The organism is Lysobacter xanthus, from assembly GCF_047159895.1.
Genome location: NZ_BAAGAB020000047.1, coordinates 1 through 23,478, shown reverse-complemented (window position 1 = coordinate 23,478; position 23,478 = coordinate 1). Strand labels below are relative to the sequence as shown.

The 23,478-nt window shown below is 69.7% G+C and carries 22 protein-coding genes; 12 read left to right on the top strand and 10 right to left on the bottom strand.

Annotated elements, in window-relative coordinates; translation table 11 throughout:
• The coding region (locus ACY35P_RS11330) for a hypothetical protein (RefSeq protein WP_462115937.1) at positions 1-227 on the bottom strand (227 nt) is incomplete at its 3' end.
• A complete protein-coding gene (locus ACY35P_RS11325; protein WP_462115936.1) occupies positions 205-1,986 on the bottom strand; it encodes a methanol/ethanol family PQQ-dependent dehydrogenase in 1,782 nt (593 codons plus the stop codon). The genes ACY35P_RS11330 and ACY35P_RS11325, both read right to left, overlap by 23 nt.
• A 315-nt stretch (positions 1,987-2,301) precedes the next feature.
• On the opposite strand from ACY35P_RS11325, the gene ACY35P_RS11320 reads away from it, so the two are divergent.
• Positions 2,302-2,529 carry a DUF378 domain-containing protein gene (locus ACY35P_RS11320; RefSeq protein ID WP_462115935.1) on the top strand — a complete coding sequence of 76 codons (228 nt, stop codon included), beginning with the start codon at positions 2,302-2,304 and terminating at the stop codon, positions 2,527-2,529.
• 97 nt (positions 2,530-2,626) lie between these two features.
• Positions 2,627-3,589, top strand: a complete 963-nt coding sequence (locus tag ACY35P_RS11315; RefSeq protein WP_462115934.1) for a L,D-transpeptidase family protein — start codon at positions 2,627-2,629, stop codon at positions 3,587-3,589.
• 6 nt (positions 3,590-3,595) lie between these two features.
• Here ACY35P_RS11315 and ACY35P_RS11310 read toward each other — a convergent pair whose 3' ends face one another.
• On the bottom strand, positions 3,596-3,988 hold the full coding sequence (locus ACY35P_RS11310; RefSeq protein WP_462115933.1) for a DUF4124 domain-containing protein: 393 nt from the start codon (positions 3,986-3,988) through the stop codon (positions 3,596-3,598).
• 138 nt (positions 3,989-4,126) lie between these two features.
• Between ACY35P_RS11310 and ACY35P_RS11305 the strand changes: the two genes are divergently transcribed.
• Together ACY35P_RS11305 and ACY35P_RS11300 are read left to right on the top strand one after the other, a co-directional pair.
• Positions 4,127-5,419 carry a nucleotide sugar dehydrogenase gene (locus ACY35P_RS11305; RefSeq protein WP_462115932.1) on the top strand — a complete coding sequence of 431 codons (1,293 nt, stop codon included), beginning with the start codon at positions 4,127-4,129 and terminating at the stop codon, positions 5,417-5,419.
• A 9-nt stretch (positions 5,420-5,428) separates the two neighbouring features.
• Positions 5,429-6,433: an NAD-dependent epimerase gene (locus ACY35P_RS11300; RefSeq protein WP_462115931.1), complete on the top strand. Its 1,005-nt coding sequence runs from the start codon at positions 5,429-5,431 to the stop codon at positions 6,431-6,433.
• Here ACY35P_RS11300 and ACY35P_RS11295 read toward each other — a convergent pair.
• The 5 genes from ACY35P_RS11295 to ACY35P_RS11275 all read right to left on the bottom strand — a co-directional run bounded on the left by ACY35P_RS11295 (position 6,421) and on the right by ACY35P_RS11275 (position 13,012).
• A complete protein-coding gene (locus tag ACY35P_RS11295) occupies positions 6,421-7,710 on the bottom strand; it encodes a replication-associated recombination protein A (protein ID WP_462115940.1) in 1,290 nt (429 codons plus the stop codon). The two genes, ACY35P_RS11300 and ACY35P_RS11295, sit on opposite strands and share 13 nt — an antisense overlap.
• A gap of 120 nt (positions 7,711-7,830) precedes the next feature.
• The gene (locus ACY35P_RS11290) at positions 7,831-8,517 is read right to left on the bottom strand and encodes a hypothetical protein (protein WP_462115930.1); all 687 of its coding nucleotides are present in this window, start codon (positions 8,515-8,517) and stop codon (positions 7,831-7,833) included.
• A 201-nt stretch (positions 8,518-8,718) separates the two neighbouring features.
• Positions 8,719-9,342, bottom strand: a complete 624-nt coding sequence (gene lolA, locus ACY35P_RS11285; RefSeq protein ID WP_462115929.1) for an outer membrane lipoprotein periplasmic chaperone LolA — start codon at positions 9,340-9,342, stop codon at positions 8,719-8,721.
• A 95-nt stretch (positions 9,343-9,437) separates the two neighbouring features.
• Positions 9,438-11,804, bottom strand: a complete 2,367-nt coding sequence (locus ACY35P_RS11280; protein WP_462115928.1) for a DNA translocase FtsK — start codon at positions 11,802-11,804, stop codon at positions 9,438-9,440.
• A gap of 140 nt (positions 11,805-11,944) precedes the next feature.
• Entirely contained in the window at positions 11,945-13,012 is a 1,068-nt protein-coding gene (locus ACY35P_RS11275; RefSeq protein ID WP_462115927.1) for an alanine dehydrogenase, read from the bottom strand.
• A 207-nt stretch (positions 13,013-13,219) separates the two neighbouring features.
• Here ACY35P_RS11275 and trxB point away from each other — a divergent pair, with 207 nt between their 5' ends.
• From trxB to infA, 4 genes are all read left to right on the top strand, one after another.
• Complete coding sequence (trxB, locus tag ACY35P_RS11270) at positions 13,220-14,173, top strand: thioredoxin-disulfide reductase (RefSeq protein ID WP_462115926.1); 954 nt, start codon at positions 13,220-13,222, stop codon at positions 14,171-14,173.
• 18 nt (positions 14,174-14,191) lie between these two features.
• Positions 14,192-15,322 carry a GNAT family N-acetyltransferase gene (locus ACY35P_RS11265; protein WP_462115925.1) on the top strand — a complete coding sequence of 377 codons (1,131 nt, stop codon included), beginning with the start codon at positions 14,192-14,194 and terminating at the stop codon, positions 15,320-15,322.
• Between the two features lie 2 nt (positions 15,323-15,324).
• Positions 15,325-16,065, top strand: a complete 741-nt coding sequence (gene aat, locus ACY35P_RS11260) for a leucyl/phenylalanyl-tRNA--protein transferase (protein WP_462115939.1) — start codon at positions 15,325-15,327, stop codon at positions 16,063-16,065.
• A 79-nt stretch (positions 16,066-16,144) separates the two neighbouring features.
• Complete coding sequence (gene infA, locus ACY35P_RS11255; RefSeq protein ID WP_027083105.1) at positions 16,145-16,363, top strand: translation initiation factor IF-1; 219 nt, start codon at positions 16,145-16,147, stop codon at positions 16,361-16,363.
• A gap of 74 nt (positions 16,364-16,437) precedes the next feature.
• Here infA and clpA read toward each other — a convergent pair whose 3' ends face one another.
• Positions 16,438-18,720 (bottom strand): ATP-dependent Clp protease ATP-binding subunit ClpA, encoded by a 2,283-nt coding sequence (gene clpA, locus ACY35P_RS11250; RefSeq protein WP_462115924.1) that lies wholly within the window; start codon positions 18,718-18,720, stop codon positions 16,438-16,440.
• A 61-nt stretch (positions 18,721-18,781) separates the two neighbouring features.
• On the bottom strand, positions 18,782-19,114 hold the full coding sequence (clpS, locus tag ACY35P_RS11245; protein WP_462115923.1) for an ATP-dependent Clp protease adapter ClpS: 333 nt from the start codon (positions 19,112-19,114) through the stop codon (positions 18,782-18,784).
• A gap of 156 nt (positions 19,115-19,270) precedes the next feature.
• Between clpS and ACY35P_RS11240 the strand changes: the two genes are divergently transcribed.
• The 4 genes from ACY35P_RS11240 to acnA form a co-directional block, all read left to right on the top strand.
• Entirely contained in the window at positions 19,271-19,747 is a 477-nt protein-coding gene (locus ACY35P_RS11240) for an NUDIX hydrolase (RefSeq protein ID WP_462115922.1), read from the top strand.
• Positions 19,744-20,856, top strand: a complete 1,113-nt coding sequence (gene mnmA / locus ACY35P_RS11235) for a tRNA 2-thiouridine(34) synthase MnmA (protein ID WP_462115921.1) — start codon at positions 19,744-19,746, stop codon at positions 20,854-20,856. Before ACY35P_RS11240 ends, mnmA begins: the two co-directional genes overlap by 4 nt.
• Before the next feature lie 29 nt (positions 20,857-20,885).
• Entirely contained in the window at positions 20,886-21,503 is a 618-nt protein-coding gene (gene hflD / locus ACY35P_RS11230; RefSeq protein ID WP_462115938.1) for a high frequency lysogenization protein HflD, read from the top strand.
• A gap of 121 nt (positions 21,504-21,624) precedes the next feature.
• A partial coding sequence (gene acnA / locus ACY35P_RS11225; protein ID WP_462115920.1) for an aconitate hydratase AcnA occupies positions 21,625-23,478 on the top strand: 1,854 nt, incomplete at its 3' end.

Genomic DNA, 23,478 nt, shown 5'->3' with positions numbered 1-23,478 from the left:
GAGACGTGGAAGGCGTTGCCCTGGTAGTGCAGGCCGACGGGGTCGACCGGATCGGGCAGCGCCTCGCCGGGCTGCAGCGTGGTCAGTCGCGGCGCCGGTTGGGCGGCGCGCGTCGGACCGGAGTGGTACTCGCGCCGTTCGCGTTCGCAGCCCGCGGCGAGCACGGCCGCGGCCAACGCGATGCCGACCAGCAGCGCGCTGCGATCAGCGCGGAAGCGCGAAGACATAGAGCGTTGCTCCCGCCGTCGTTTTCTGCTTCAGGTCGGGCAGTGCCGAGCCCCACCCCGCCGCCGCCGTGGCGTCGCGCGTGTCGAGGTTGTTGGTCACGATCGCCCCGGGCCAGCCGCCGATGCCCGACAGGATCGCGACGTACTGGCGACCGTCGGGGCCGCGGTAGGCGATCGGCTGGCCGATGATTCCGGAGTCGGTCTTGAACTGCCACAGCAGCGCCCCGCTGCGCGCGTCGATGGCCTTGAACCAGCCGTCCATCGTTCCGTAGAACACGAGGTCGCCGGCCGTGGACAGCGTGCCGCTCCAGACCGGCAGGTCCTCCTTGATCTTCCACATCGCGCGCCGCTGCACCGGATTCCACGCGGTGACCACGCCGCGGTTTCCGCCGGGCCCGGGGTAGTAGCGCTCCTCGGCGCCTACGTACGGGGTGCCCGCGATGTAGTTCACCTCGCTGGGCGTCATGTCCATGCACAGGTTGTTGTGCGGGATGTAGACGAGCCCGGTACGCGGCGAGAACGACGACGGGTTCCAATCCTTCATGCCGGGCGCGGCCGGGCAGATCTGGCGCGACGAGCGTCCGGTGTGCGGCGTCTTCTCCGCGTTGTACCGCGGGCGTCCGGTCGCCAGGTCGACTTTAAGGATCGAGTTCACCGCGCCGTACGGATCGGCCGACAGCACCTCACCCGTGGCGCGATCGAGCACGTAGACGAAGCCGTTCCGCTCGGGCCGCACGATCACCTTGCGCTTCACGCCGGCGATCGGCATCTCCAGCAGCAGGTTCTCGTTGACGGCGTCGTAGTCGTAGAGGTCGTGCGGCGAGAACTGGTAGTACCAGCGCGCTTCGCCCGTGTCGGGGTCGCGCGCGAAGATGCCGGCGGTCCACTTGTTGTCGCCGGGCCGCTGGTCGGGGTTCCACGGACCGGGGTTGCCCGTGCCGTAGAAGATCAGGTCCGTCTGCGGGTCGTAGGAAATCCAGCCCCAGACGGTGCCGCCGCCGATCTTCCAGGCGTCCGCCGGCCACGACTTCACGCCGAGGTCCTTGCCCTTGTCGCTCGCGTAGTGCGGCTTGAAGGACGCGCCGATCAGCACGTCCTTGTCCGGGCCGGTGCTGTAGGCCTTCCACGCGATGCTGCCGCTGCCCGCGTCGAGCGCGGCGAGCCAGCCGCGGACGCCCATCTCGCCTCCGGCGTTGCCGACGAGCACTTTGCCCTTCACCACGATGGGCGCCATCGTGACCGTCTCGCCCTTGTTGATCGAGCCGAGCTTGGTCTTCCACAGCTCCTTGCCGCTCGCGGCGTCGAGCGCGATCGTGTTGCCGTCGAGCGTGTTGAAGATGAACTTGCCGTCCCAGTACACGCCGCCGCGGTTCACGACGTCGCAGCACGCGACGCCCTGCGCGGCGGGTTCGGGCTTGGGCCGGTAGGACCACTTGGACGGCGCGCCGGGCTTGGTCAGGTCGAGCGCGTAAACGTTGTTCGGGTACGGCGTGACGATGTACATCGTGTCGGCGACGACGATCGGTGCCGCCTCCTGGCCGCGGTTGATCCCCGTGGAAAAGGTGAACTCGACCTTCAGCTGCTTCACGTTCCGCGCACTGATGTCGGCCAGCGGACTGAAACGCGTGTTGGCGTAGTCGTGCGCGGCCATCGGCCAGTCCGCACGCGGCGGCGTCGCGGGCGCCGCCTGCGCGCCCATCGATGCGCCCGCGATCAGCAATGCGGCGGCGGCCGCACGATTACACCAGCAAGGATGCACGGTCGACCTCTCAACGCTCGGCAGCGGCGACACGGGCCGCATGCGCTGGACGCGCGAACGCTAAGCGGCCGTTGGTGAAGACCGGGTGGTGATTTCGTCGCGCGAAACCCGGCGTTGACCGCTGTTCGTCGGACTTAATTGTTTAGCTGTAGGGCGAGCGACCACCCCGCCGTCCGCTCGCCGACCTCGCCAAGACCCCCGATTCCACGACACGGACGCCGATCCGCGCCGACGGTGCCGCCGGACCGGCCGTCCTAGTCTGGGCTCGACAGCGGTGGCACAGGCCGCGTCGTCCTTCCACTTCCGGGAACGCTCATGAAGGCAATCAACCTGTTGACGCTCGTGCTCGTGATCATTGGCGGCCTGAACTGGGGGCTGATCGGCCTCTTCCAGTTCGATCTCGTCGCTGCCCTGTTCGGCGGGCAGGACGCGCCGCTCTCCCGCGTCGTATACACGCTGGTCGGCCTGTCCGCGCTCTGGCAGCTCGTGCCGTTGTTCCGCGGCGGGCAGGTCGGCGAGGCGCGGGCACAGGCCGGCCGCTGATATCGGTCCAGCGAGGGCTTCGGGCCGGGAACTCCCCGGCCCTTTTTTTTGAGCGGGCTCAAGTCGTTCGGTGCGCGGGCGCGCCACCATGCGAGCCATGATCCGACCGGCGCGCCTGCTGGTGGCCCTGTCGGCCGCCGCCCTCCTCTTCGCCTGCGGCTTCGCGCGCTCGGCCACGCCGGCGTGGACGTGGACGCCGGAGCTCGCCCCGACCGGGCCGCTCGTCGCGGTCGTCAGCCTGCCGCGGCAGGAGATCGTGGTGTACCGCAACGGCCTGCGCATCGGGCGCTCGCCGATCAGCAGCGGTCGCAAGGGGCACGAGACACCCGTCGGCGTGTTCACGATCCTGCAGAAGGAGGTCGAGCATCGCTCGAACCTCTACGACGACGCGCCGATGCCGTTCATGCAGCGGCTCACCTGGGACGGCATCGCGCTGCATGCCGGGCGCCTGCCGGGTTACCCGGCCTCGCACGGCTGCATCCGCCTGCCGGAGGACTTCGCGAAACGGCTCTACGCGGTCACCCGGCCCGGCAGCGTGGTGGTGGTCGCCGGCCGCGACGCGGTCCCGTCCCTGCTCGCGGCGCCGGGCCTGCTCGCCGCGGTCGATGCGCGCAATGGCGCGGCGCTCCCGCCCGATGCTCCGCTCGACTGGCAACCGCAGCGCTCGCCCAGCGGACCGCTGTCGATCGTCATCAGCACCGCCGACGGCCGCGTCGTCGCCACCCGCAACGGCGTGCGCATCGGCAGCGCGCCGATCGACGCGTCGTCCGCCGGTCTTCGCGGCACCCGGGCCTGGGTGATGCTCGACGGCGCCGGCGTCGGCACGAGCCTTGCGGTGCCGGGGCGCGCGGCGCGGCGATGGCTGGCGATCGGCGTGGCGGGAACGAAGCAGGACACCGCGGCGGTCGACGCAGCCCTACGGTCGGGTCGGCTCGCATTCCCCCGCGAGTTTTCCGAAAAGCTCTACGACGAGCTCGCGCCGGGCACGACCGTGATCCTCACCGACGAACCGATGGGCGTGCCGTCGGATACGCCGCTCGACCTCGAAGGCGTGCGCTGACGCGTTTCAGCGGCAGGCATCGAAGACGCGCCGATCCAGCGCGGACAGCAGGTCGTAGTTGCGGGCAAGGCCGACGCGTCGCTCCACGCTCTCCCGGTAGGCGCGTGCGCGCTCGCACGCATCGGCGGTCGCCGCGTACGCACTGCCGGACCCGGTGCGCACCGACCGCGTGCGACGTGCCGTGCGTCGACGCGCGGGCTGCACGAGCGGCGCGGGATCGGGTTCGGCGTCCGGAATCGCGTCCCAGATCTCGACCGTCTTCTCGCCGCGCGCGCACGGTTCGCTCTGGTAGCGCGCATGCCCGGCCCGGTCGACACACTTCTGCACCGTCTGCGCCGCCGCTGCGAGCGGCAGCAGAAGCGCCAGCATCGCAATCACGCGTCTCGTCCTGGATTCCATCGTGTCCTCCTTGTGGGAGGCACTCTGCCGGCCGTGCGGTCCGCGTTCCATCGGACGCCCACGCACGGCGGCGTCGGACTTCTCCGAGACGCTCGACCGACGACGGGGCATCATAGGCGGCCGCACGAGGAGCCCCGCATGCCCCCAACGCCCCTGCCCGACCCCGCGACCGCGCGCATCGCCGTGGTCGGCCTCGGCTATGTGGGCCTGCCGCTGGCCGCGGCATTCGGCGTCGCCTTCGACACGGCCGGCTTCGACATCGACGAATCCCGTGTCCAGGAGCTCGCCGCCCGCATCGACCGCACGGGCGAGATCGATCCCGCGGAGCTCGGCTGCGCGACGCGCCTGCGCTATTCGGCGTCGACGGACTCGCTCGCCGACCGAGACGTCTTCATCGTCACCGTGCCGACGCCGGTGGACGCGTTCAAGCGCCCCGACCTCGCGCCGCTGGAAGGCGCGAGCCGCACCGTCGGCCGTGCACTGCGGCCCGGCGGCGTCGTGGTGTTCGAATCGACGGTCTACCCCGGCGCGACCGAGGAAGTGTGCGTGCCGATCCTCGAGCGCGAGTCGGGCCTGCGCTATCGGGACGACTTCCACGTCGGTTACAGCCCTGAGCGCATCAACCCCGGCGACCGCGGGCATCGTCTGGGCGACATCGTCAAGGTGACGTCCGGCTCGTCCGACGCCGCGGCCGAATTCGTCGACGCGCTGTATCGCGCGATCGTCCCCGCCGGTACGCATCGCGCCTCCAGCATCCGCGTCGCGGAGGCGGCAAAGGTGATCGAAAACATCCAGCGCGACGTCAACATCGCGCTCGTCAACGAGTTCGCGCTGATCTTCGAACGGCTCGGACTCGACACGCTCGAAGTGCTGGAAGCCGCGGGCACGAAGTGGAACTTCCTGCCGTTCCGCCCCGGCCTGGTGGGCGGGCACTGCATCGGGGTGGATCCGTACTACCTGACGCACAAGGCGCAGTCGATCGGCTACCACCCTGAAGTGATCCTCGCCGGCCGCCGGATCAACGACACCATGGGCGAGCACGTCGCCCGGCGTGTCCTGCAGCTACTCGCGTCGCGCGACGACGCGCCGCCGCGACCGCGCGTGCTGGTGCTGGGCCTCGCGTTCAAGGAGAACTGCGGCGACCTGCGCAATACCCGCGTCGTCGACATCGTCGCGGGGCTTGCGGCCTACGGCGCGCGCGTCGACGTCTGCGATCCTCGCGTGGATGCGCACGAGGCCCGTCGCGAACATGGCCTCGAGCTCGTCGCCACGCCCGAGCGGTCGGCCTACGACGCCGTGGTGCTGGCCGTGCCGCACCGCGAGTTCCTCGCCGAGGGCGCCGACGCGCTCCGGCGCTTCGGCCGCCCGGGCGCCGTCGTCTTCGACGTGAAGGGCGCCCTGCCCCGCGACGCCGTCGACGGCCGGCTCTGAGGAGATTCCATGCGCGTACTCGTCACCGGCGCGGCCGGCTTCATCGGCTCCCACCTCGCCCAGCGCCTGATCGCGCGCGGCGACGAGGTGCTGGGCTACGACGACCTCAACGACTACTACGACCCGCAGCTCAAGCGCGACCGGCTCGCGCGCGTCGTGTCGGGGCGCGGCTTCCGCTTCGTGCACGCCAAGCTCGAGGATCGCGAGGCGATGGACCGCGCCTTCGCCGAGTTCCGTCCCGATCGGGTGGTGAACCTCGCGGCGCAGGCCGGCGTGCGGTACTCGCTGGAGAACCCGCGCGCCTACATCGACAGCAACCTCGTCGGTTTCATCAACGTGCTCGAGGCCTGCCGCCACAACGACGTGCGGCACCTCGTCTACGCCTCGTCGAGCTCGGTCTACGGCGCGAACCGCGAACTCCCGTTCAGGGTGGAACACAACGTCGACCACCCGGTCAGCCTGTACGCCGCGACCAAGAAGGCGAACGAGCTGATGGCGCATACGTACAGCCACCTCTACGACCTGCCGACCACGGGCCTGCGCTTCTTCACGGTCTACGGGCCGTGGGGTCGGCCCGACATGGCGTTGTTCCTGTTTACCCGCAAGATCCTCGCGGGCGAGCCGATCGACGTCTTCAACCACGGGCGGCACTCGCGCGACTTCACCTACATCGACGACATCGTCGAAGGCGTGATCCGCACGCTCGACAATACGCCGGCGCGCAGCGACGACGCCTCGCTGCTCGCCTCGCCCGGCACCTCGACGGCCCCGTACCGGGTCTACAACATCGGCAGCCACAGGCCGGTGGAACTGCTGCGCTACATCGAGGTGCTCGAGGACTGCCTCGGCCGCAAGGCCGAGCGTCGACTCGTGCCGATGCAGCCGGGCGACGTGCCCGACACCTACGCCGACGTGGAAAGCCTGCGGCTCGACACCGGCTACGCGCCGTCGACGCCGGTGGAGACGGGCGTCGCCCGCTTCGTGGAGTGGTACCGCGACTACTACGGCGTCTGATCGCCGTCGGCCGCGCCCCGCGCCGCGGCGCGTGCCTCCCGCAACCGCGCGAGCTTCTCGCCGAGCTTGATCTCCAGTCCCCGGTCCACGGGGCGGTAATAGACGCGCTCGCCCATCGCATCGGGAAAGCCGGTCTGCTCGAGCGCGATGCCGCCCTCCGCGTCGTGGTCGTAGCGGTAGCCCTTCGAATAGCCGATGGACTTCATCAGCTTCGTCGGCGCGTTGCGCAGGTGCAGCGGCACCTCCTGCGTGCCATGTCGCCGCACGTCCTCCCGCGCCTCGTTCCAGGCGACGTAGCCCGCGTTCGACTTCGCGGTGGTCGCGAGGTAGATCACCACCTGCGCGAGCGCGAGGTCGCCCTCGGGACTGCCGAGGCGGTCGTACGTCTCCCAGGCGTCGACAGCCATCTCGAGCGCGCGCGGATCGGCAAGGCCGATGTCCTCCACGGCCATGCGGGTGATGCGTCGCGCGAGATAGTGCGGGTCGGCACCGCCGTCGAGCATGCGCGCGAGCCAGTACACGGCAGCATCGGGATTGGAGCTGCGCACCGACTTGTGCAGCGCGGAGATCTGGTCGTAGAACTGTTCGCCGCCCTTGTCGAAGCGACGCGTGCGATCGGCGAGGACCTGCGCCAGCGTCGCCTCTGTGATCCGGCCGCCCTCGTCCACCGCCAGTTCGCCCGCGATCTCCAGCAGCGTGAGCGCGCGGCGGACGTCGCCGTCGGCGGCCGTCGCGATCTGGCACAGCAATTCGTCATCGACCTGCAGGTCGAAACGGCCCAGCCCGCGTTCGCCGTCGGCGAGTGCGCGATGCAGGGCCTCGACTAAGTCGTCGACGGCGACGCCTTCCATCACATGCACCCGGCAACGCGACAGCAGCGCCGAATTGAGTTCGAACGACGGGTTCTCCGTCGTCGCGCCGACGAAGACGATCGTGCCGCGCTCGATCGCCGGCAGGAACGCGTCCTGCTGCCCCTTGTTGAAGCGATGCACCTCGTCGACGAACAGCACGGTGCGGCGCCCGCCGGTGAAGCGCTCGGCGGCCTGCGCCAGCACTTGGCGCACCTCCGGCTGGCCCGAGAGCACGGCGGAGATCGCCTGGAATTCCGCGTCGGCGTACTGCGCCAGCAGCAGCGCGAGCGTCGTCTTGCCGCAGCCCGGCGGGCCCCACAGGATCATCGAGTGCACGCGGCCGGACTCGACCGCGCGACGCAGCGCCGAGCCCGGTGCGAGCAGGCGCTTCTGCCCGACCATCTCGTCGAGCGTGCGCGGTCGCATGCGCTCGGCCAGGGGCCGCAGCGCATCGAGTTCGGGGTCTTCGGGGAGCAGCGGCGGCGCGGGTCGACGGGCCAAGGCGGTGCGCGATCGTGGAGACCCGCGAACCTTAGCAGCCGGCCGTCAGAGGCTCGCGAGCGCGGCCGTCGGTGCGGCGTCGCCCTCGCCGTCCAGCTCGTAGCGCAGGCGGAGCCAGCGGCCGGTCTCGCGGTCGTACAGGCCCTGCACCTGAGCGGGGCTCGAGCCGTCGGCGCCGAAATCGACGCGGCCGTGGCCTTCCACGCGCACGTAGCGTCCGAGGTCGGTGCCGCGCACGTCGCTCGCCGACCACTTCACCGGCTGGCTCTGGAATTCGTCCCGCAGCGCGCGGACCACCTGTCGATCGAGCGACGAGGCAAGCGGGGACCGCGTCGGCACCGGGGCCGCGGTGCCGCCCGCCAGCACGAGGCGCGGCGCGGTCACTTCGGTGCTCGCCGTGTCGTACATCGCATCGAAGTGGAACGCGATCCACGGGCCCGCGCCGTCGATGCGCAGGCGGCCTTCGCCGGTGACTTCGCGGTCCTGGATGCTCGCCGGGCGTACCTGCACGTCGCCGAGCTGCACCAGCACGTCGGCGGTGTCGAACTGCCGGCTGATGCTCTCGATCACGGCGGCGCCGACGGCGTCGTCGACGGCGAGTGGCGCGGCGGCGGCCGGGAGCACGACGCCCGCCGGCTGCGCGACCGGGGCCGCGCGATGGCCCGACACGATCGAGGTGGTGGCCAGGGCAGCGAAGGTGCCCACGGAGAGGAGCGTCGTGCGGAGCGGCATGGTGGAGGCCTGGAACACGCAGGGCGCGTGATGTGAAGGCCACTCTCGGCACGCCACCGTGGAGGAGTCGTGATATGTCGAAACGCCGCGGCGCGCGCTTTCCGAACCGTTAAGCCGGGGATGCGCGCGGTTCAGCGATGGCGTCGCGCCACAAGAAAAAGGGCGGTTGCCCGCCCCTTTTCCCGCGTGATGCGGATGCGCTCAGCCGCCGATGACGTCGACGCCCTTCGGCACCGCGAAACGGAACGTGGCCGCGGGCAGTGCCGCATTGCGCTTCCAGCCGCTGAAGCTGATGTCCGTGCGCTGGCCGAGCTGGTCGACGACCTGCATCCGGGCCAGGCCGGCGGGCCCGAAGCCCAGGCGCGCGGTGCGGAAACCGGCCGACGCCGCGTCGCCCTTCGGGGTCAGGCTCAACCATTGGAGGCCGTTCGCGACACCGCCGTCGGCGACCGAGAACTGCGCATCCAACCGCGACGGGTCGGTCAGCGCGGCGAGCGGGCTGTTGCGCTCCTCGGCGCCTTGGGGACGCTTCGTCACCTGCCGCAGGTCGGGCTCGTAGATCCAGACGGTCTTTCCGTCCGCGACGATCTGCTGCGGGTACGGCTTGGCGTACTCCCAACGGAACTGCTTGGGTGCGGCGAGGGCCACGCGGCCGCTGCTCGTCTCCTTGAGCTTGCCGCGGGTGTCGAAGACCTGCTGGCTGAAGCGGCCGTCGAGCGTCTTGAGGCCCTTCGTGAAGCTGTTGAGCTGGTCGCGCGCACCGGCGGACGCGACGCCCGCGAAGAGCATCAGGCCGGCGGCGGCAATGGTCGTCATGGAACGCATGGCGAACTCCTGGAAGGTCTGCCGCGAGTCTGGGCGGCGTTTCATGAACAGGGCGCGAGCACGGCCGGAAACCCGGTCCGGCCTTCAGCCGGACCTCAGCCCTTCGGCGGTGGCGGCGCCAGTACCGAGCGATCGCCGTTGTGCTCCGGCGGCGTCACGACGCCTGCCGCCTCCATCGCCTCGATCAGGCGCGCCGCGCGGTTGTAGCCGATCTTCAGGCGTCGCTGGACGCCGGAGATCGAGGCGCGCCGGCTTTCGGTGACGATGCGCACCGCCTCGTCGTATAGCGGATCCGACTCGTCGCCGCCCCCGCCGCTCGTCTCGGGCAGGCCCGTGGGGCCGACGACCACGCCGTCGCCCATCGTCTGCACTTCCTCGAGCACGCCCTCGATGTAGTCCGGGCCCCCGCCGATCTGCTTCAGATGCTCGACGACGCGATGGACTTCCTCGTCCGAGACGAACGCGCCGTGCACGCGCTCGGGCATCGACGTGCCGGGCGGCATGTAGAGCATGTCGCCGTGGCCGAGCAGCGTTTCCGCGCCCGACTGGTCGAGGATGGTGCGCGAGTCGATCTTCGACGACACCTGGAAGCCGATGCGCGTCGGGATGTTCGCCTTGATCAGGCCCGTGATGACGTCGACCGACGGCCGCTGCGTCGCGAGGATCAGGTGCATGCCGGCGGCGCGCGACTTCTGCGCGAGGCGCGCGATCAGCTCCTCCACCTTCTTGCCGACGATCATCATCATGTCGGCGAACTCGTCGATGAAGACGACGATGTACGGCAGCGGCTCGAGCTGGCGCGGGACCTCGCCCGCCTCCGCGTTCGGGCGGAACAGCGGATCCATCATCGGCTGGCCGGCGTTGATCGCGTCGGTCACCTTCTTGTTGAAGCCCGCCAGGTTGCGCACGCCGACCGCCGACATCAGCTTGTAGCGCCGCTCCATTTCGGCGACGCACCAGCGCAGGCCGTTCGCGGCCTCCTTCATGTCGGTCACGACCGGCGCCAGCAGGTGCGGGATGCCCTGGTAGACGGACAACTCCAGCATCTTCGGGTCGATCATGAGCATCCGCACGTCCTTGGCGGAGGCCTTGTAGAGCAGCGACAGCACCATCGCGTTGACGGCGACCGACTTGCCCGAGCCCGTCGTGCCGGCGACGAGCAGGTGCGGCATGCGCGCGAGGTCGGCGACGGTCGGACGGCCGGCGATGTCCTTGCCCAGCGCGAGCGTCAGCGGGCTGGCCGCCTTGTCGTATTCCTTCGAGCGCAGCAGCTCGGAGAGATAGATCATTTCCCGGTTGACGTTCGGGATCTCGAGGCCGATGACCGACTTGCCCGGGATGACGTCGACCACGCGCACCGACTTCACCGACAGGCCGCGCGCGATGTCCTTGTCGAGGCTGGAGATCTGGCTGACCTTGATGCCCGGCGCGGGTTCGATCTCGAAGCGCGTGATCACCGGGCCCGGGTAGGCGCCGACGACGTTCGCGTCGATGCGGAAGTCCTTGAGCTTGAACTCGATCTGCCGGGACAGCGTCTCCAGCGTGTCCGGGTCGTACCCCTTGGGCTGCGGCTTCGGATCGTCGAGCAAGGCGAGCGGCGGGATCCCCGTGCCGTCGGGCACGTGGAACAACGGGATCTGCTGCTCGCGCTTGGCGCGCTCGCTCTTCTCCACCACCGGCGCGGCCGGCGGCTCGATCTTCACCGGCTCACGCTTCTCGCGCTTCGCCGTCTCCACCTTGCGCACCTGCTCGCGCTCCTCGCGCAGCACGCGCACCTCGCGGCGCTCCTCGACCTCGCGCGCGCCACGCCGCAACACGCGGCCGGCGAACGGCCCCGCGGCGAGCACGGCGGCGCCCAGCCGATCCATCACGCCCAGCCACGAGAGCCCCGTCGCGAGCGTCACCGAGGTCAGCAGCAGCGCGAGCAGGAACAGGTTACCGCCGAGCTGGCCGAAGCCGCGCCCGAGCGACCGCCCGACCAGGCGACCGAGGATGCCGCCCGCCTGCGTCACGTCCGCCAGGTCGCCGCCGAGGCGCAGGTGCAGCAGGCCGGTCATCGAAATGAGAAAGGCGACGAGCCCGACGAGGCGCAGCGCGGGCGTGAGATCAGTCTGGTCGGGATCGGCATCCTTCTGGAACAGCGCGATCCAGGCGATCGCGCCGAGGATCACCGGCAGCAGGTAGGCCGTGTAGCCGAACAGGTTGAACAGGATGTCCGCGATCACCGCGCCGACCGAGCCGCCGAGGTTGTGCACCGTCGACGTCACCGCGCCGGAGCTCGTCCAGCCCGGGTCCTGCGGCGAGTAGGTGAACAGCGTCGCGACGAGGTAGAGCAGCGCGGGCGCGACGAAGATCAGCGCGATGTCGCGCGCCATGCGTTGACGACGCGGCGACGGCGCCGGCCGTGCGGGACGGGCCGCCGTCGCGGCCTTCTTGCGGGTAGCGGCTGGGGCCTGCGCCACGTGAGAGTTCGCCTCAGCTGATGCGTCTTAGTCGTTGAATATACGTGAAAACCGGCGCCGCATACGGCCGGCGCCGGTTCCGAACGGTCGCACGAATGCGACCGGTACCGCGGATTGTGTCGAGTGCCGGTCTCAGCCGCTCAGAGCGCCATGCCCTGCAGCGCCGGGTGCACGATCTGGCCGCCTTCCACGTTGATGCCGCGGATGAGCGCCGGGTTGTCGCGCCAGTCGCCGCTGGCGAGCTTGTTCACCCACGGCAGGATCGCGGCGCAGATCGCCTGCGACGAGGTCTGCGGCACGGCGCCAGGCATGTTGGTGACGCAGAAGTGGGTCACGCCCTCCTCCACGTAGGTCGGCTCCTTCCACGTGGTCGGACGCGACGTCTCGAAGCAGCCGCCCTGGTCGATCGCGATGTCGACGACCACCGAACCGTCCTCCATGTCGCGCAGCATCTCGCGAGTCATCACGTGCGGCGCCTTGGCGCCGGTGATCAGCACGGCGCCGATCACGAGGTCGGCCGAGGCGACTTCGCGCGCCACCACGTCGTGGTACGGATAGAGCGCGGTGACGTTGTTGCCCAGCCGCATCATTTCTTCCTGGCGGTCGGTGCGCATCTCGAACACGGTCACGTTCGCGCCCGCGGCGGCCGCGAGCGCGGCGGAGGCACCGCCGGCCTTGCCCGCGCCGAAGACGACGACCTTGCCGCGCTCGGTGGCCGCCAGGCCGCCAAGGAGCTTGCCCTTGCCCCCCATGGGCTGGTGCAGCAGGTGCGTGCCGACCTGCACGCCGATCTTGCCGGCGATGACCGACATCGGCGCCAGCAGCGGCAGGTCGCCGTTCGGCAGCTCGACGGTCTCGAAGGCGACGCCGGTCAGGCCGATGTCGAGCAGGTGCTTCGTCAGCGCCGGCTCGGCCGCGAGGTGCAGGTAACAGAACAGCAGGTGGTCGCGGCGCAGGTGCGCGAGGTCGCCGGCGATCGGCTCCTTGACCTTCACGATCATCTGGCCCTTCTCGTAGAGCGCGGCGGCGTCGGGCGCGATGTTGACGCCGAGGCGGGTGTATTCCTCGTCCCGGAAACCGCTCTTGAGGCCCGCGCCCTGCTCCAGCCACACCTCGTGGCCACGCTTGACGAGGTCGCCGGCGGCGGCCGGCACGAGGGCGACGCGGCCTTCCAGCGTCTTCGTTTCCTTGGGTACACCGATGCGCATTGCTGTCTCCGTGGCGCCGGGCGTTGGCCGCGGGCGCGAATCTGCGGGGGATGGGCCGCGGTGTTGCACACCGCGCCTTGTGCTGCCGTCATGCGACCGCCAAGCTATGGCGCTTCAGCGTCCGCCCGCGGCCGCGGAATGATGCCCCCTCGGGGCCATCGTTCCATCTGCCGAAACGCACGCATCACATAGCGCGCCATTATATCCATGACCCTCTCGAAGCATTCGAAGCTGATCATCCTCGGCTCCGGTCCGGCCGGCTGGTCGGCCGCCGTGTACGCGGCCCGCGCCAACCTCAAGCCGGTGGTGATCACGGGCCTGCAGATGGGGGGCCAGCTCATGACGACCACCGAGGTCGACAACTGGCCGGGCGACCCGCACGGCCTGATGGGCCCGGACCTGATGGCGCGCATGCAGGCGCATGCCGAGCGCTTCAACACGGAAGTGATCTTCGACCATATCCACACCGCCGACCTGTCGCAGCGGCCGTTCCGGCTCGTCGGCGACAGCGGCGAGTACACCTGCGACGCGCTGATCGTCTCCACGGGCGCGACGGCGAAGTATCTCGGCCTGCCGTCCGAGGAGGCGTACAAGGGCCGCGGCGTGTCCGCCTGCGCGACGTGCGACGGGTTCTTCTACAAGGACCAGGACGTGGCGGTCGTCGGCGGCGGCAACACGGCCGTCGAGGAGGCGCTGTACCTCGCCAACATCGCCCGCAAGGTCTACCTCGTGCACCGCCGCGACACGCTGCGCGCGGAAAAGATCATGCAGGACAAGCTGTTCGCGAAGATCGAGGCGGGCAAGATCGAGCCGGTCTGGCACCACGCGGTCGACGAGGTGCTTGGAAACGAGGCCGGCGTCACCGGGCTGCGCGTGCGTTCGGTGCTCGACGATTCCACCCGCGAGATCCCGGTGCATGGCTTCTTCGTGGCGATCGGCCACACGCCGAACACTGCGCTGTTCGAGGGCCAGCTCGCGATGCGCAACGGCTACGTGAGCGTGCAGTCCGGCACCGAGGGCAATGCCACCGCGACCTCGATCCCGGGTGTGTTCGCCGCGGGCGACGTCGCCGACCAGGTGTACCGGCAGGCGATCACGTCGGCGGGTTCGGGCTGCATGGCCGCGCTGGATGCCGAGCGTTTCCTCGACAAGGCGGGCTGACCGCGGCCGGCGGCCGCGGTGACGCTTCGCGTCCGCTGGCTGCGCGGGCTCGACGAGGTCGCGCCCGCCGACTGGGACGCCCTCGGTGGTGGCGCCCACCCGTTCCTGCGACATGCGTTCCTCGCGGGCCTCGAGTCGACGGGCTGCCTGCAACCCCGGATGGGCTGGACGCCCCGCCACCTCACCCTGTGGGAGGGGGCCGCGCTCGTGGGCGCCGCACCCTGCTACGCGAAGACCAATTCGCACGGCGAGTTCGTCTTCGACCATGCTTGGGCGCACGCCTACGCACGCTACGGCCGCGACTATTTCCCGAAGCTGCTCTGCGCCGTGCCCTACTCGCCCGTCACGGGCCCGCGCCTTCTCGCGCGGGACGACGCCACGCGCCGCGTGCTCGTCGCGGCGCTCCGCGAGGGCTGCGATGCCGGATTCTCGTCCGCGCACGTCAACTTCCACGTCGCCGGGGACGACGAGGCGTTCGATGCCGACTGGCTGGAGCGCGTGGACGTCCAGTACCACTGGGAGAATCGCGACGGCTGGCGCGACTTCGACGCTTTCCTGGCCGCGATGGACCACAAGCACCGGAAGAACATCCGCCAGGAACGCGCGAAGGTGGCGCGTGCCGGCATCGTCTTCCGCACCGTGCATGGTGACGAGGCGACCGACGCCGACCTCCGCGCGATGCACGGCTTCTACCTGCAGACGTTCGGCGAATACGGCAACCGGCCCGCGCTGACCTTCGAATTCTTCCGGCACGTGGCGCGCGAGATGCCGCGCGCGAACGTGATCGTGCTCGCCGAGCGCGAGGGCCTGCCGGTAGCCGGCGCCTGGTGCCTGCGCAGCGACGACACGCTCTACGGACGCTACTGGGGCGCGATCGAACAGCACGCGGGCCTCCACTTCGAGACCTGCTACTACCAGGGCCTCGACTACTGCCTCGGAGAGGGGCTGACGCGGTTCGAGCCCGGGGCACAGGGCGAGCACAAGCTCGCGCGCGGCTTCCTCCCTGCCCTCGTCCGCAGCCGCCACTGGATTGCCGACCCCGACTTCCGGGAGGCGCTGGCGGGCTGGTGTGCCGACGAGCGCGAAGCCGTCCGCGGCTACGCCCGACGGCTGTCGGCGAGCAGCCCCTTCCGCGGGAACGGCCCGTGAGCCTGCTCACGCTCCCGTGGCTCGGCGACGAGCCGGGCGCGCCGTTTCCCGATCCGCGCACGGCGCTCCGCGACCCCGACGGGCTGCTGGCGCTCGGCGGCGACCTTCACCCCGAGCGACTCTTAAACGCCTATCGCGCGGGGATCTTCCCGTGGTTTTCCGAGGGCGAGCCGCCACTGTGGTGGTCGCCCGATCCGCGCACCGTGTTCCGCACCGACCGTGTCGCGACGTCGAGCCGGTTCCGTCGAGGGCTGCGCTCGAGTCGGTGGACCGTACGCGCGGACACGGCGTTCGAAGCGGTGATCGACGCCTGCGCAGGAATCCCGCGCCGCGGCCAGCGCGGCACGTGGATCACGGCCGACATGCGCGAGGCCTATGTCCGGCTCCACCGCCTCGGCCACGCGCATTCGATCGAGGCATGGGACGAGGACCGCCTCGTCGGCGGTGTCTACGGCGTCACGATCGGCCGGATGTTCTTCGGGGAAAGCATGTTCAGCGCGCGGCCCGACGGGTCGAAGGTCGCCATCGCCGGACTCGCCCACCGGCTGCGGGCCTGGGGCTGGCCGCTGGTCGACGCCCAAGTCGGCAATTCGCACCTGACCGCCCTGGGTGCCGAATCGATGGCCCGCGACGACTTCCTCGACGCGCTGGCGACCCTGGTCCGGAGCCCCGAGGTGCCCGGATCGTGGACGGTCGCATTCGGCGAACTCCCCGCGGTCGAGCTGTCCGACCGGGCGGGCTGAACGGCCGTTTTTGCGCCGCTTCACGCCCGCATGGCACAATCCACGGCTTCCCGTACCCGCTCCAGCCTCCAGGACCCCAATGGCAAAAGACGACGTGATCGAATTCGAAGGCACCGTGTCGGAAACTCTTCCGAACACGATGTTCCGCGTTCGCCTCGAAAACGGCCACGAGATCATCGCCCACATCTCCGGTCGCATGCGGAAGAACTACATCCGCATCCTCACCGGCGATCGGGTCAAGGTCGAGATGACTCCGTACGACCTCACCAAGGGCCGCATCACCTACCGCATGAAGTAAGCGCGGCGGTGCGACCCAAGAAGAAAGGCGGCCCGCAGGCCGCCTTTCTTCGTTTCAGACCGGTCTTGGGCTCGTCAGGTCTCGACGGTCGCCGGCAGCAGCTTCTCGGGCTCGGCCCGCGCGTCCACGACCAGCTTGTCGTCCTGCACGTCCACCGTGACGCGGCCGCCGTTGACCAGCTTGCCGAACAGCAGTTCGTCCGCGAGCGGGCGCTTGATGTTCTCCTGGATGATGCGGGCCATCGGGCGCGCACCCATCTGCGGGTCGAAGCCGTGCTTCGCAAGCCAGTCGCGGGCCGCGGGCGTCGCGCTCAACGTCACGTTCTTCTCGTGCAGCTGGGCTTCCAGCTCGATCATGAACTTGTCGACCACGCGCAGGATGTGGTCGATGCCGAGCGGCTGGAACTGCACCACCGCATCGAGGCGGTTGCGGAATTCCGGCGAGAAGCTGCGACGGATCACCTCCATCGCATCCGAAGCGTGGTCCTGCTTCGTGAAGCCGATCGAGCGACGCGAGGCCTGCGAGGCACCGGCATTCGTCGTCATCACCAGGATCACGTTGCGGAAGTTCGCCTCGCGACCGTTCGTGTCCGTCAGCATGCCGCGGTCCATGACCTGCAACAGGATGTTGAAGATGTCCGGATGCGCCTTCTCGATCTCGTCGAGCAGCAGCACGCAATGCGGCGTCTTGACGATCTTCTCGGTCAGCAGGCCGCCTTGGTCGAAGCCGACGTAGCCCGGGGGCGCGCCGATGAGGCGGCTCACGGAATGCGCTTCCATGTACTCGGACATGTCGAAGCGCACGAGCTCGATGCCCAGCTGCATGGCGAGCTGCTTGGTGACCTCGGTCTTGCCGACGCCGGTCGGGCCGGCGAACAGGAAGTTCGCGATCGGCTTGTCCGGGTTGGCGAGGCCCGAACGCGCGAGCTTGATCGCGGACGTCAGCGAATCGACGGCCGGATCCTGCCCGAAGATCACCATCTTCAGGTTGCGCTCGAGGTTCCGGAGCACGTCCTTGTCGGTCGCGGTGACCTGCTTGGCCGGAATGCGCGCCATCTTGGCGACGATGCGCTCGACTTCCTCGACGTCGATGACCTGCTTGCGCTCCGCCTCGGGCAGCAGGCGCTGGCGGGCGCCCGCCTCGTCGATCACGTCGATCGCCTTGTCCGGCAGCAGTCGATCACCGATGTGCTTCACGGACAGGTCGACCGCCGCCTGGATCGCGTCGTCGGCGTAGGAGACGTTGTGGTGCGCCTCGTACTTGGGCTTGAGGCCCTTGAGAATCTCCACCGCCTCGCTCACGGTCGGCTCGACGATGTCGATCTTCTGGAAGCGACGCGCCAGCGCGCGGTCCTTCTCGAAGATGCCGCGGTATTCCTGGAACGTGGTCGAGCCGATGCAGCGCAGCTCGCCCGAGGACAGGGCGGGCTTGATCAGGTTGGACGCGTCCATCGTGCCGCCCGACGCCGAGCCCGCACCGATGATGGTGTGGATCTCGTCGATGAAGAGCACGGCGCCCGGGATCTTCCGCAACTGCTGCAGGACGGACTTGAGGCGCTTCTCGAAATCGCCGCGGTACTTCGTGCCCGCCACCAAGGCGCCCAGGTCGAGCGAATAGATCGTCGCGTCGCGCAGCACTTCCGGCACGTCGCCGTCGACGATGCGCTTGGCGAGACCCTCGGCGATGGCCGTCTTGCCCACGCCGGCTTCGCCGACGTAGAGCGGATTGTTCTTCCGGCGGCGGCAGAGCACCTGGATCGTGCGCTCGACCTCGTCGGCGCGGCCGACGAGCGGGTCGATGCGGCCGTCCCGGGCCTGCTGGTTGAGGTTGGTCGCGAACTCGGTAAGCGCGTCGCCCTTGCCCTCGTTCTCGCCGCCTTCCGCGCTCCCGCCCGGGCCTTCTTCACGACCGGACTCGTCCCCACCCTGCTTGCTGATGCCGTGCGAGAGGTAATTGACGACGTCGAGGCGCGCGATGTCCTGCTGGTTGAGGAAGTAGACGGCGTGCGAATCCTTCTCGCCGAAGATGGCGACCAGGACGTTCGCGCCGGTGACCTCCTTCTTGCCGGAGGACTGCACGTGGTAGACGGCCCGCTGCAGCACGCGCTGGAAGCCCAGCGTGGGTTGCGTATCGCGGTCGCTCTCGTCCGGCAGGACCGCGACCGACGTCGCGATCGCCTCGTCCAGTTCGCGTCGCAGGCGCGGCATGTCGGCCTCGCAGGCGCGAAGCACGCCCTCGGCGGACGGGTTGTCGAGCAGCGCCAGGAGCAGGTGCTCGACCGTCATGAATTCGTGGCGAGCCTCGCGCGCGCGCTTGTAGCACTGCCCGATGCTGTACTCGAGATCCTTACTAAACATGTGGAGCCTCCGAAGCGTCTGCAGTGCTACATGGGGGCCGGCACTGCGGTTTAAACCGCTTTTAGGCCTTTTCCATCGTGCACAACAAGGGATGCTGGTTGAGCCTTGCGTATTCGTTCACTTGCGACACTTTCGATTCGGCAATCTCGCGCGTGAAAACCCCGCAAACGCCGCGGCCGCGGGTATGCACGTGGAGCATGACCTGCGTCGCTTTTTCGATATTCATCGAGAAAAAGCGGGATAGGACGTCCACGACGAAGTCCATCGGCGTGTAGTCGTCGTTCAGCAAGAGGACGGAGTACATCGGCGGCGGCGCGGTTTCCGGCCGGCTGGACTCCACGGCGAGGCCGTGTTGCCCGTGATGCTCCTGTTCGTGGGGGGTGTGCTTCGGCATGCCGCCAGTATAAGTGCGGTGTCATGGACGCCCCCGGCCGGCGGCCGGCAGAATGCGTGCGCGATTCATCGGAGCCATCATGCCGCCGCTCGTGACCACCCCCGTTCCCGCCGCGGCATTCTGCATTCCGCGCGCCGTGCATCCGGTCGTCGGCCCGTGACGGCCGACCCCCGCTTCTGGCAGCCGGACGTGACCGTCGCCACGATCGTGGTGGACGGGGGGCGCGTGCTGGTCGTCGAGGAACGCGTCGAGGGGCGTCTCGTGCTCAACCAGCCCGCAGGACACCTGGAGCCGGACGAGCCGATCGTCGAGGCGGCGGTGCGCGAGACCCTCGAGGAGACCGGCTGGGACGTTCGTCCTACGGCATTCGTCGGCGCCTACCAGTGGAAGGCGCCGTCCGTGAGCCTCGGCGGCGCGGAACGTACGTACGTCCGCTTCGCGTTTCTCGCCGAGCCGCTGCACTTCGACCCGGCGCGCCCGCTGGACGACGGCATCCAGCGCGCGATCTGGATGACCCCCGCCGAGCTGCGCGCCTCGCGCGACCGGCATCGCAGCCCGCTCGTCTGGAAAGTGGTCGCCGACGCCCTGGCCGGCCGCCGTTTCCCGCTCGACCTCCTGCAGTCGCTGGGTTGACGGCCGCACGCACCATCGTCGGGGTCTCGGGCGGCGTCGACTCGTCGGTCGCGGCGATGCTGTTGCGCGACGCGGGCGAGCCCGTCGCCGGCCTGTTCATGTCGAACTGGGCGGACGACGGCAGCGGCGACTGCCGGGCCGAGGACGATCGCCGCGACGCGGTCGCGGTCTGCGGCCGGCTCGGGCTGCAGATCCACTTCCGCGACTTCTCCGGCGAGTACTGGTCCGGCGTCTTCGAGCACTTCATCGCGGAATACGCCGCCGGTCGCACGCCCAACCCCGACGTGCTCTGCAATCGCGAGATCAAGTTCAAGCATTTCCTGGACGCGGCGCAGGCTTTGGGTGCCCAGCGCATCGCGACGGGCCACTACGCGCGGGTGGACGAGCGCGACGGCCGTCATCGCCTGCTTCGCGCGCTCGACCGCTCCAAGGATCAGACGTACTTCCTGCACCAGCTCGGGCAGCCTCAGCTGGCCGCAACGCTGTTCCCCCTCGGCGACCTGCCGAAGACGGATGTGCGGAGGCTCGCGACCGCGGCCGGCCTGCCGACGGCTGCGAAGAAGGATTCGACCGGCATCTGCTTCATCGGCGAGCGCGACTTCCGCGAATTCCTCGGCCGCTACCTGCCGGCACAGGCCGGCGACATCCGCACGCCGGACGGGCTCACGGTCGGTCGCCACCCGGGCGTCTTCTTCTACACCCTCGGGCAGCGCGAGGGCCTCGCCATCGGTGGCGTCCGCGGTCGCGAGCCGGCGCCGTGGTATGTCGTGGGCAAGGACGTCGCCGCGAACGTGCTGTACGTCGAGCAGGGTCTGGACAACCCGTGGCTGCAGTCGACGCGCCTGCGTTCGGCCGCCGCGCACTGGATCGCCGGCGCCCCGCCTGCCGCCGCGTTCGAATGCACCGCCCAGACGCGCTACCGTCAGAATGACGAGGCCTGTCGCGTCGAGGTCGCGCGCGACGGCACGCTCCAGGTCGCGTTCGCGCGACCGCAGCGTGCGGTAACGCCCGGCCAGTCGCTCGTGCTGTACGCGGGCGACGAATGCCTCGGCGGCGCCGTCATCGAAGCCACCGACGCGCCCCTCGACACCGCCGGGATCGACGCATGACCCGCTCCACTTCCGAGATCGCCGCGAGCATGGCCACCGTCGAGCCCATCTACGACCGCGTGGTCGCGCTCGCGGGGCTGCTGCAGGCGCTCGCGCAGGTGCGGCGCATCGCCGATACGGGCGAGGCGAACGAAGCCGTGCTGGCCACGTGCCTCGGCTCGCTCTTCCGCTTCGACGCCCGCACCACCGCCGATGTCTACGGCGGCCTGGAAAACGTCCGCCCCGGCCTCGAGCTGCTGCGCATGCAGCTGGCCGGCGACGGCGCGGACCCGGCGCTGGCCCGGCTGGTGCTGCCCGTGCTCCAGCTCGAGCGCCGGTTCGTCCGCGACGACGCGATGACGGCGCAGGTGCGCCGCGGGCTCGAGGTGCTCGCCTATCGCGCGGAGGCCGACGGCGCGACGCATCCCGACATCGTCGCGGCGATCGGCCAGCTGTACGCGCAGACGCTGAGCACGCTGAAGCCCCGGGTGCTGGTCCAGGGCAATCCGCACTACCTCGGGCAGCCGCGCGTCGTGTCGGAAGTGCGCGCCGCGTTGCTCGGCGCGGTGCGCTCGGCGGTGCTGTGGCGGCAGCGCGGCGGCTCGCTGTGGGACGTGGCCCTGCGCCGCCGCGCGATGCTGGCGGCCGTGGACGCGCACCTCGGCTGAGGCCCCGAGCGGCGGCAGGATGCGGCATAATTAGCCGGTTTTCCCGCGTCGATCCCCTTCCGGCCGGCCGCGTGCCGCCGATGCACCTCGACGCGTTCCCTGCCGCCTCCCCGGAGCCCTCATGGCCGACTCCTTCGCCACCCGCGCGCAGCTTGCCGTCAACGGCAAGTCCTATACCTACTTCAGCCTGCCGACGCTCGGCCAGCGCTTCGACCTGGCGCACCTGCCCTACTCGATGAAGATCCTGCTGGAGAACCTGCTCCGGCACGAGGACGGCGTCACCGTGCTGCCCGAGCACATCCAGGCGGTCGCGTCGTGGGATCCGAAGGCGGAGTCCGAGACCGAGATCGCGTTCATGCCGGCGCGCGTGGTGCTGCAGGATTTCACCGGCGTGCCCTGCGTGGTCGACCTCGCGGCGATGCGCGATGCGGTGACCAAGCTCGGCGGCTCGGCGACGCAGATCAATCCGCTGATCCCGTCGGAGCTGGTGATCGACCACTCGGTGCAGGTCGACGTCTACGGCCGCCCCGACGCGCTCGACCTCAACGGCCAGATCGAATTCCAGCGCAACCAGGAGCGCTACAGCTTCCTGCGCTGGGGCCAGAAGGCGTTCGACAACTTCAAGGTGGTGCCGCCGAACACGGGCATCGTGCACCAGGTCAACCTCGAGAACCTGGCGCGCGTGGTCGTCGAGCGCGACGTCGACGGCGTGCTGCAGGCGTTCCCGGACACGGTGTTCGGCACCGACTCGCACACCACGATGATCAACGGCATCGGCGTGCTCGGCTGGGGTGTCGGCGGTATCGAGGCCGAGGCCGCGATGCTCGGTCAGCCCTCGTCGATGCTGATCCCGCAGGTCGTCGGCTTCCGTCTCACCGGCGCGCTGCCGGAAGGCGCGACCGCGACCGACCTCGTGCTCACCGTCACCCAGATGCTGCGTTCGCTCGGCGTGGTCGGCAAGTTCGTCGAGTTCTTCGGCGAGGGCCTGCAGCACCTGCCGCTCGCGGATCGCGCGACGATCGCCAACATGGCGCCCGAATACGGCGCGACCTGCGGCATCTTCCCGATCGACGCCGAGGCGCTGAACTACCTGCGCCTGTCCGGTCGCCCGGACGAGCAGATCGCGCTGGTCGAGGCGTACGCCAAGGCGCAGGGCCTGTGGCACGACGCGTCGACGCCGGAGGCCTCGTACTCCAACGTGCTCGAACTCGACCTCGGCGACGTCAAGCCGTCGCTCGCCGGTCCGAAGCGCCCGCAGGACCGCGTGCTGCTCGAGAAGGTCGGCGACAACTATCGCCAGAACCTCCCGGCGCTGACGGCCAATCGCAAGCCCAAGAGCCTCGACGCGGCCGACGTCTCGCAGCAGGACACCACCCAGCAGCCGGTCTCGACCGTGCAGATGCTCGGCCAGGACGTGCAGATCCGCGACGGCGCGGTGGTGATCGCCGCGATCACGTCGTGCACCAACACGTCGAACCCGGCCGTCATGCTCGGTGCCGGCCTGCTCGCGCGGAACGCCGTGCGCCTCGGCCTCAAGAGCCAGCCGTGGGTGAAGACCTCGCTCGGACCGGGCTCGCTCGTCGTCACCGATTACCTCCGCAAGGCCGGCGTGCTCGCCGACCTCGAGGCGCTCGGCTTCTACGTCGCCGGCTACGGCTGCACCACCTGCATCGGCAACTCGGGCCCGCTCCCGGAGGAAGTGTCGAAGGCGATCGCCCAGAACGACCTCGTCGTGACGTCGGTGCTGTCGGGCAACCGCAACTTCGAAGGCCGCGTGCACCCCGAAGTGAAGATGAACTACCTCGCCTCGCCGCCGCTGGTCGTGGCCTACGCGATCGCCGGCACGGTCGACATCGACCTCGTCAACGATCCGATCGGCCACACGGCCGAAGGCAAGGCGGTCTACCTGCGCGACATCTGGCCGTCCAACAAGGAGATCGGGGACACGATCGCCGCGACGATCGGCCCGGAGCTG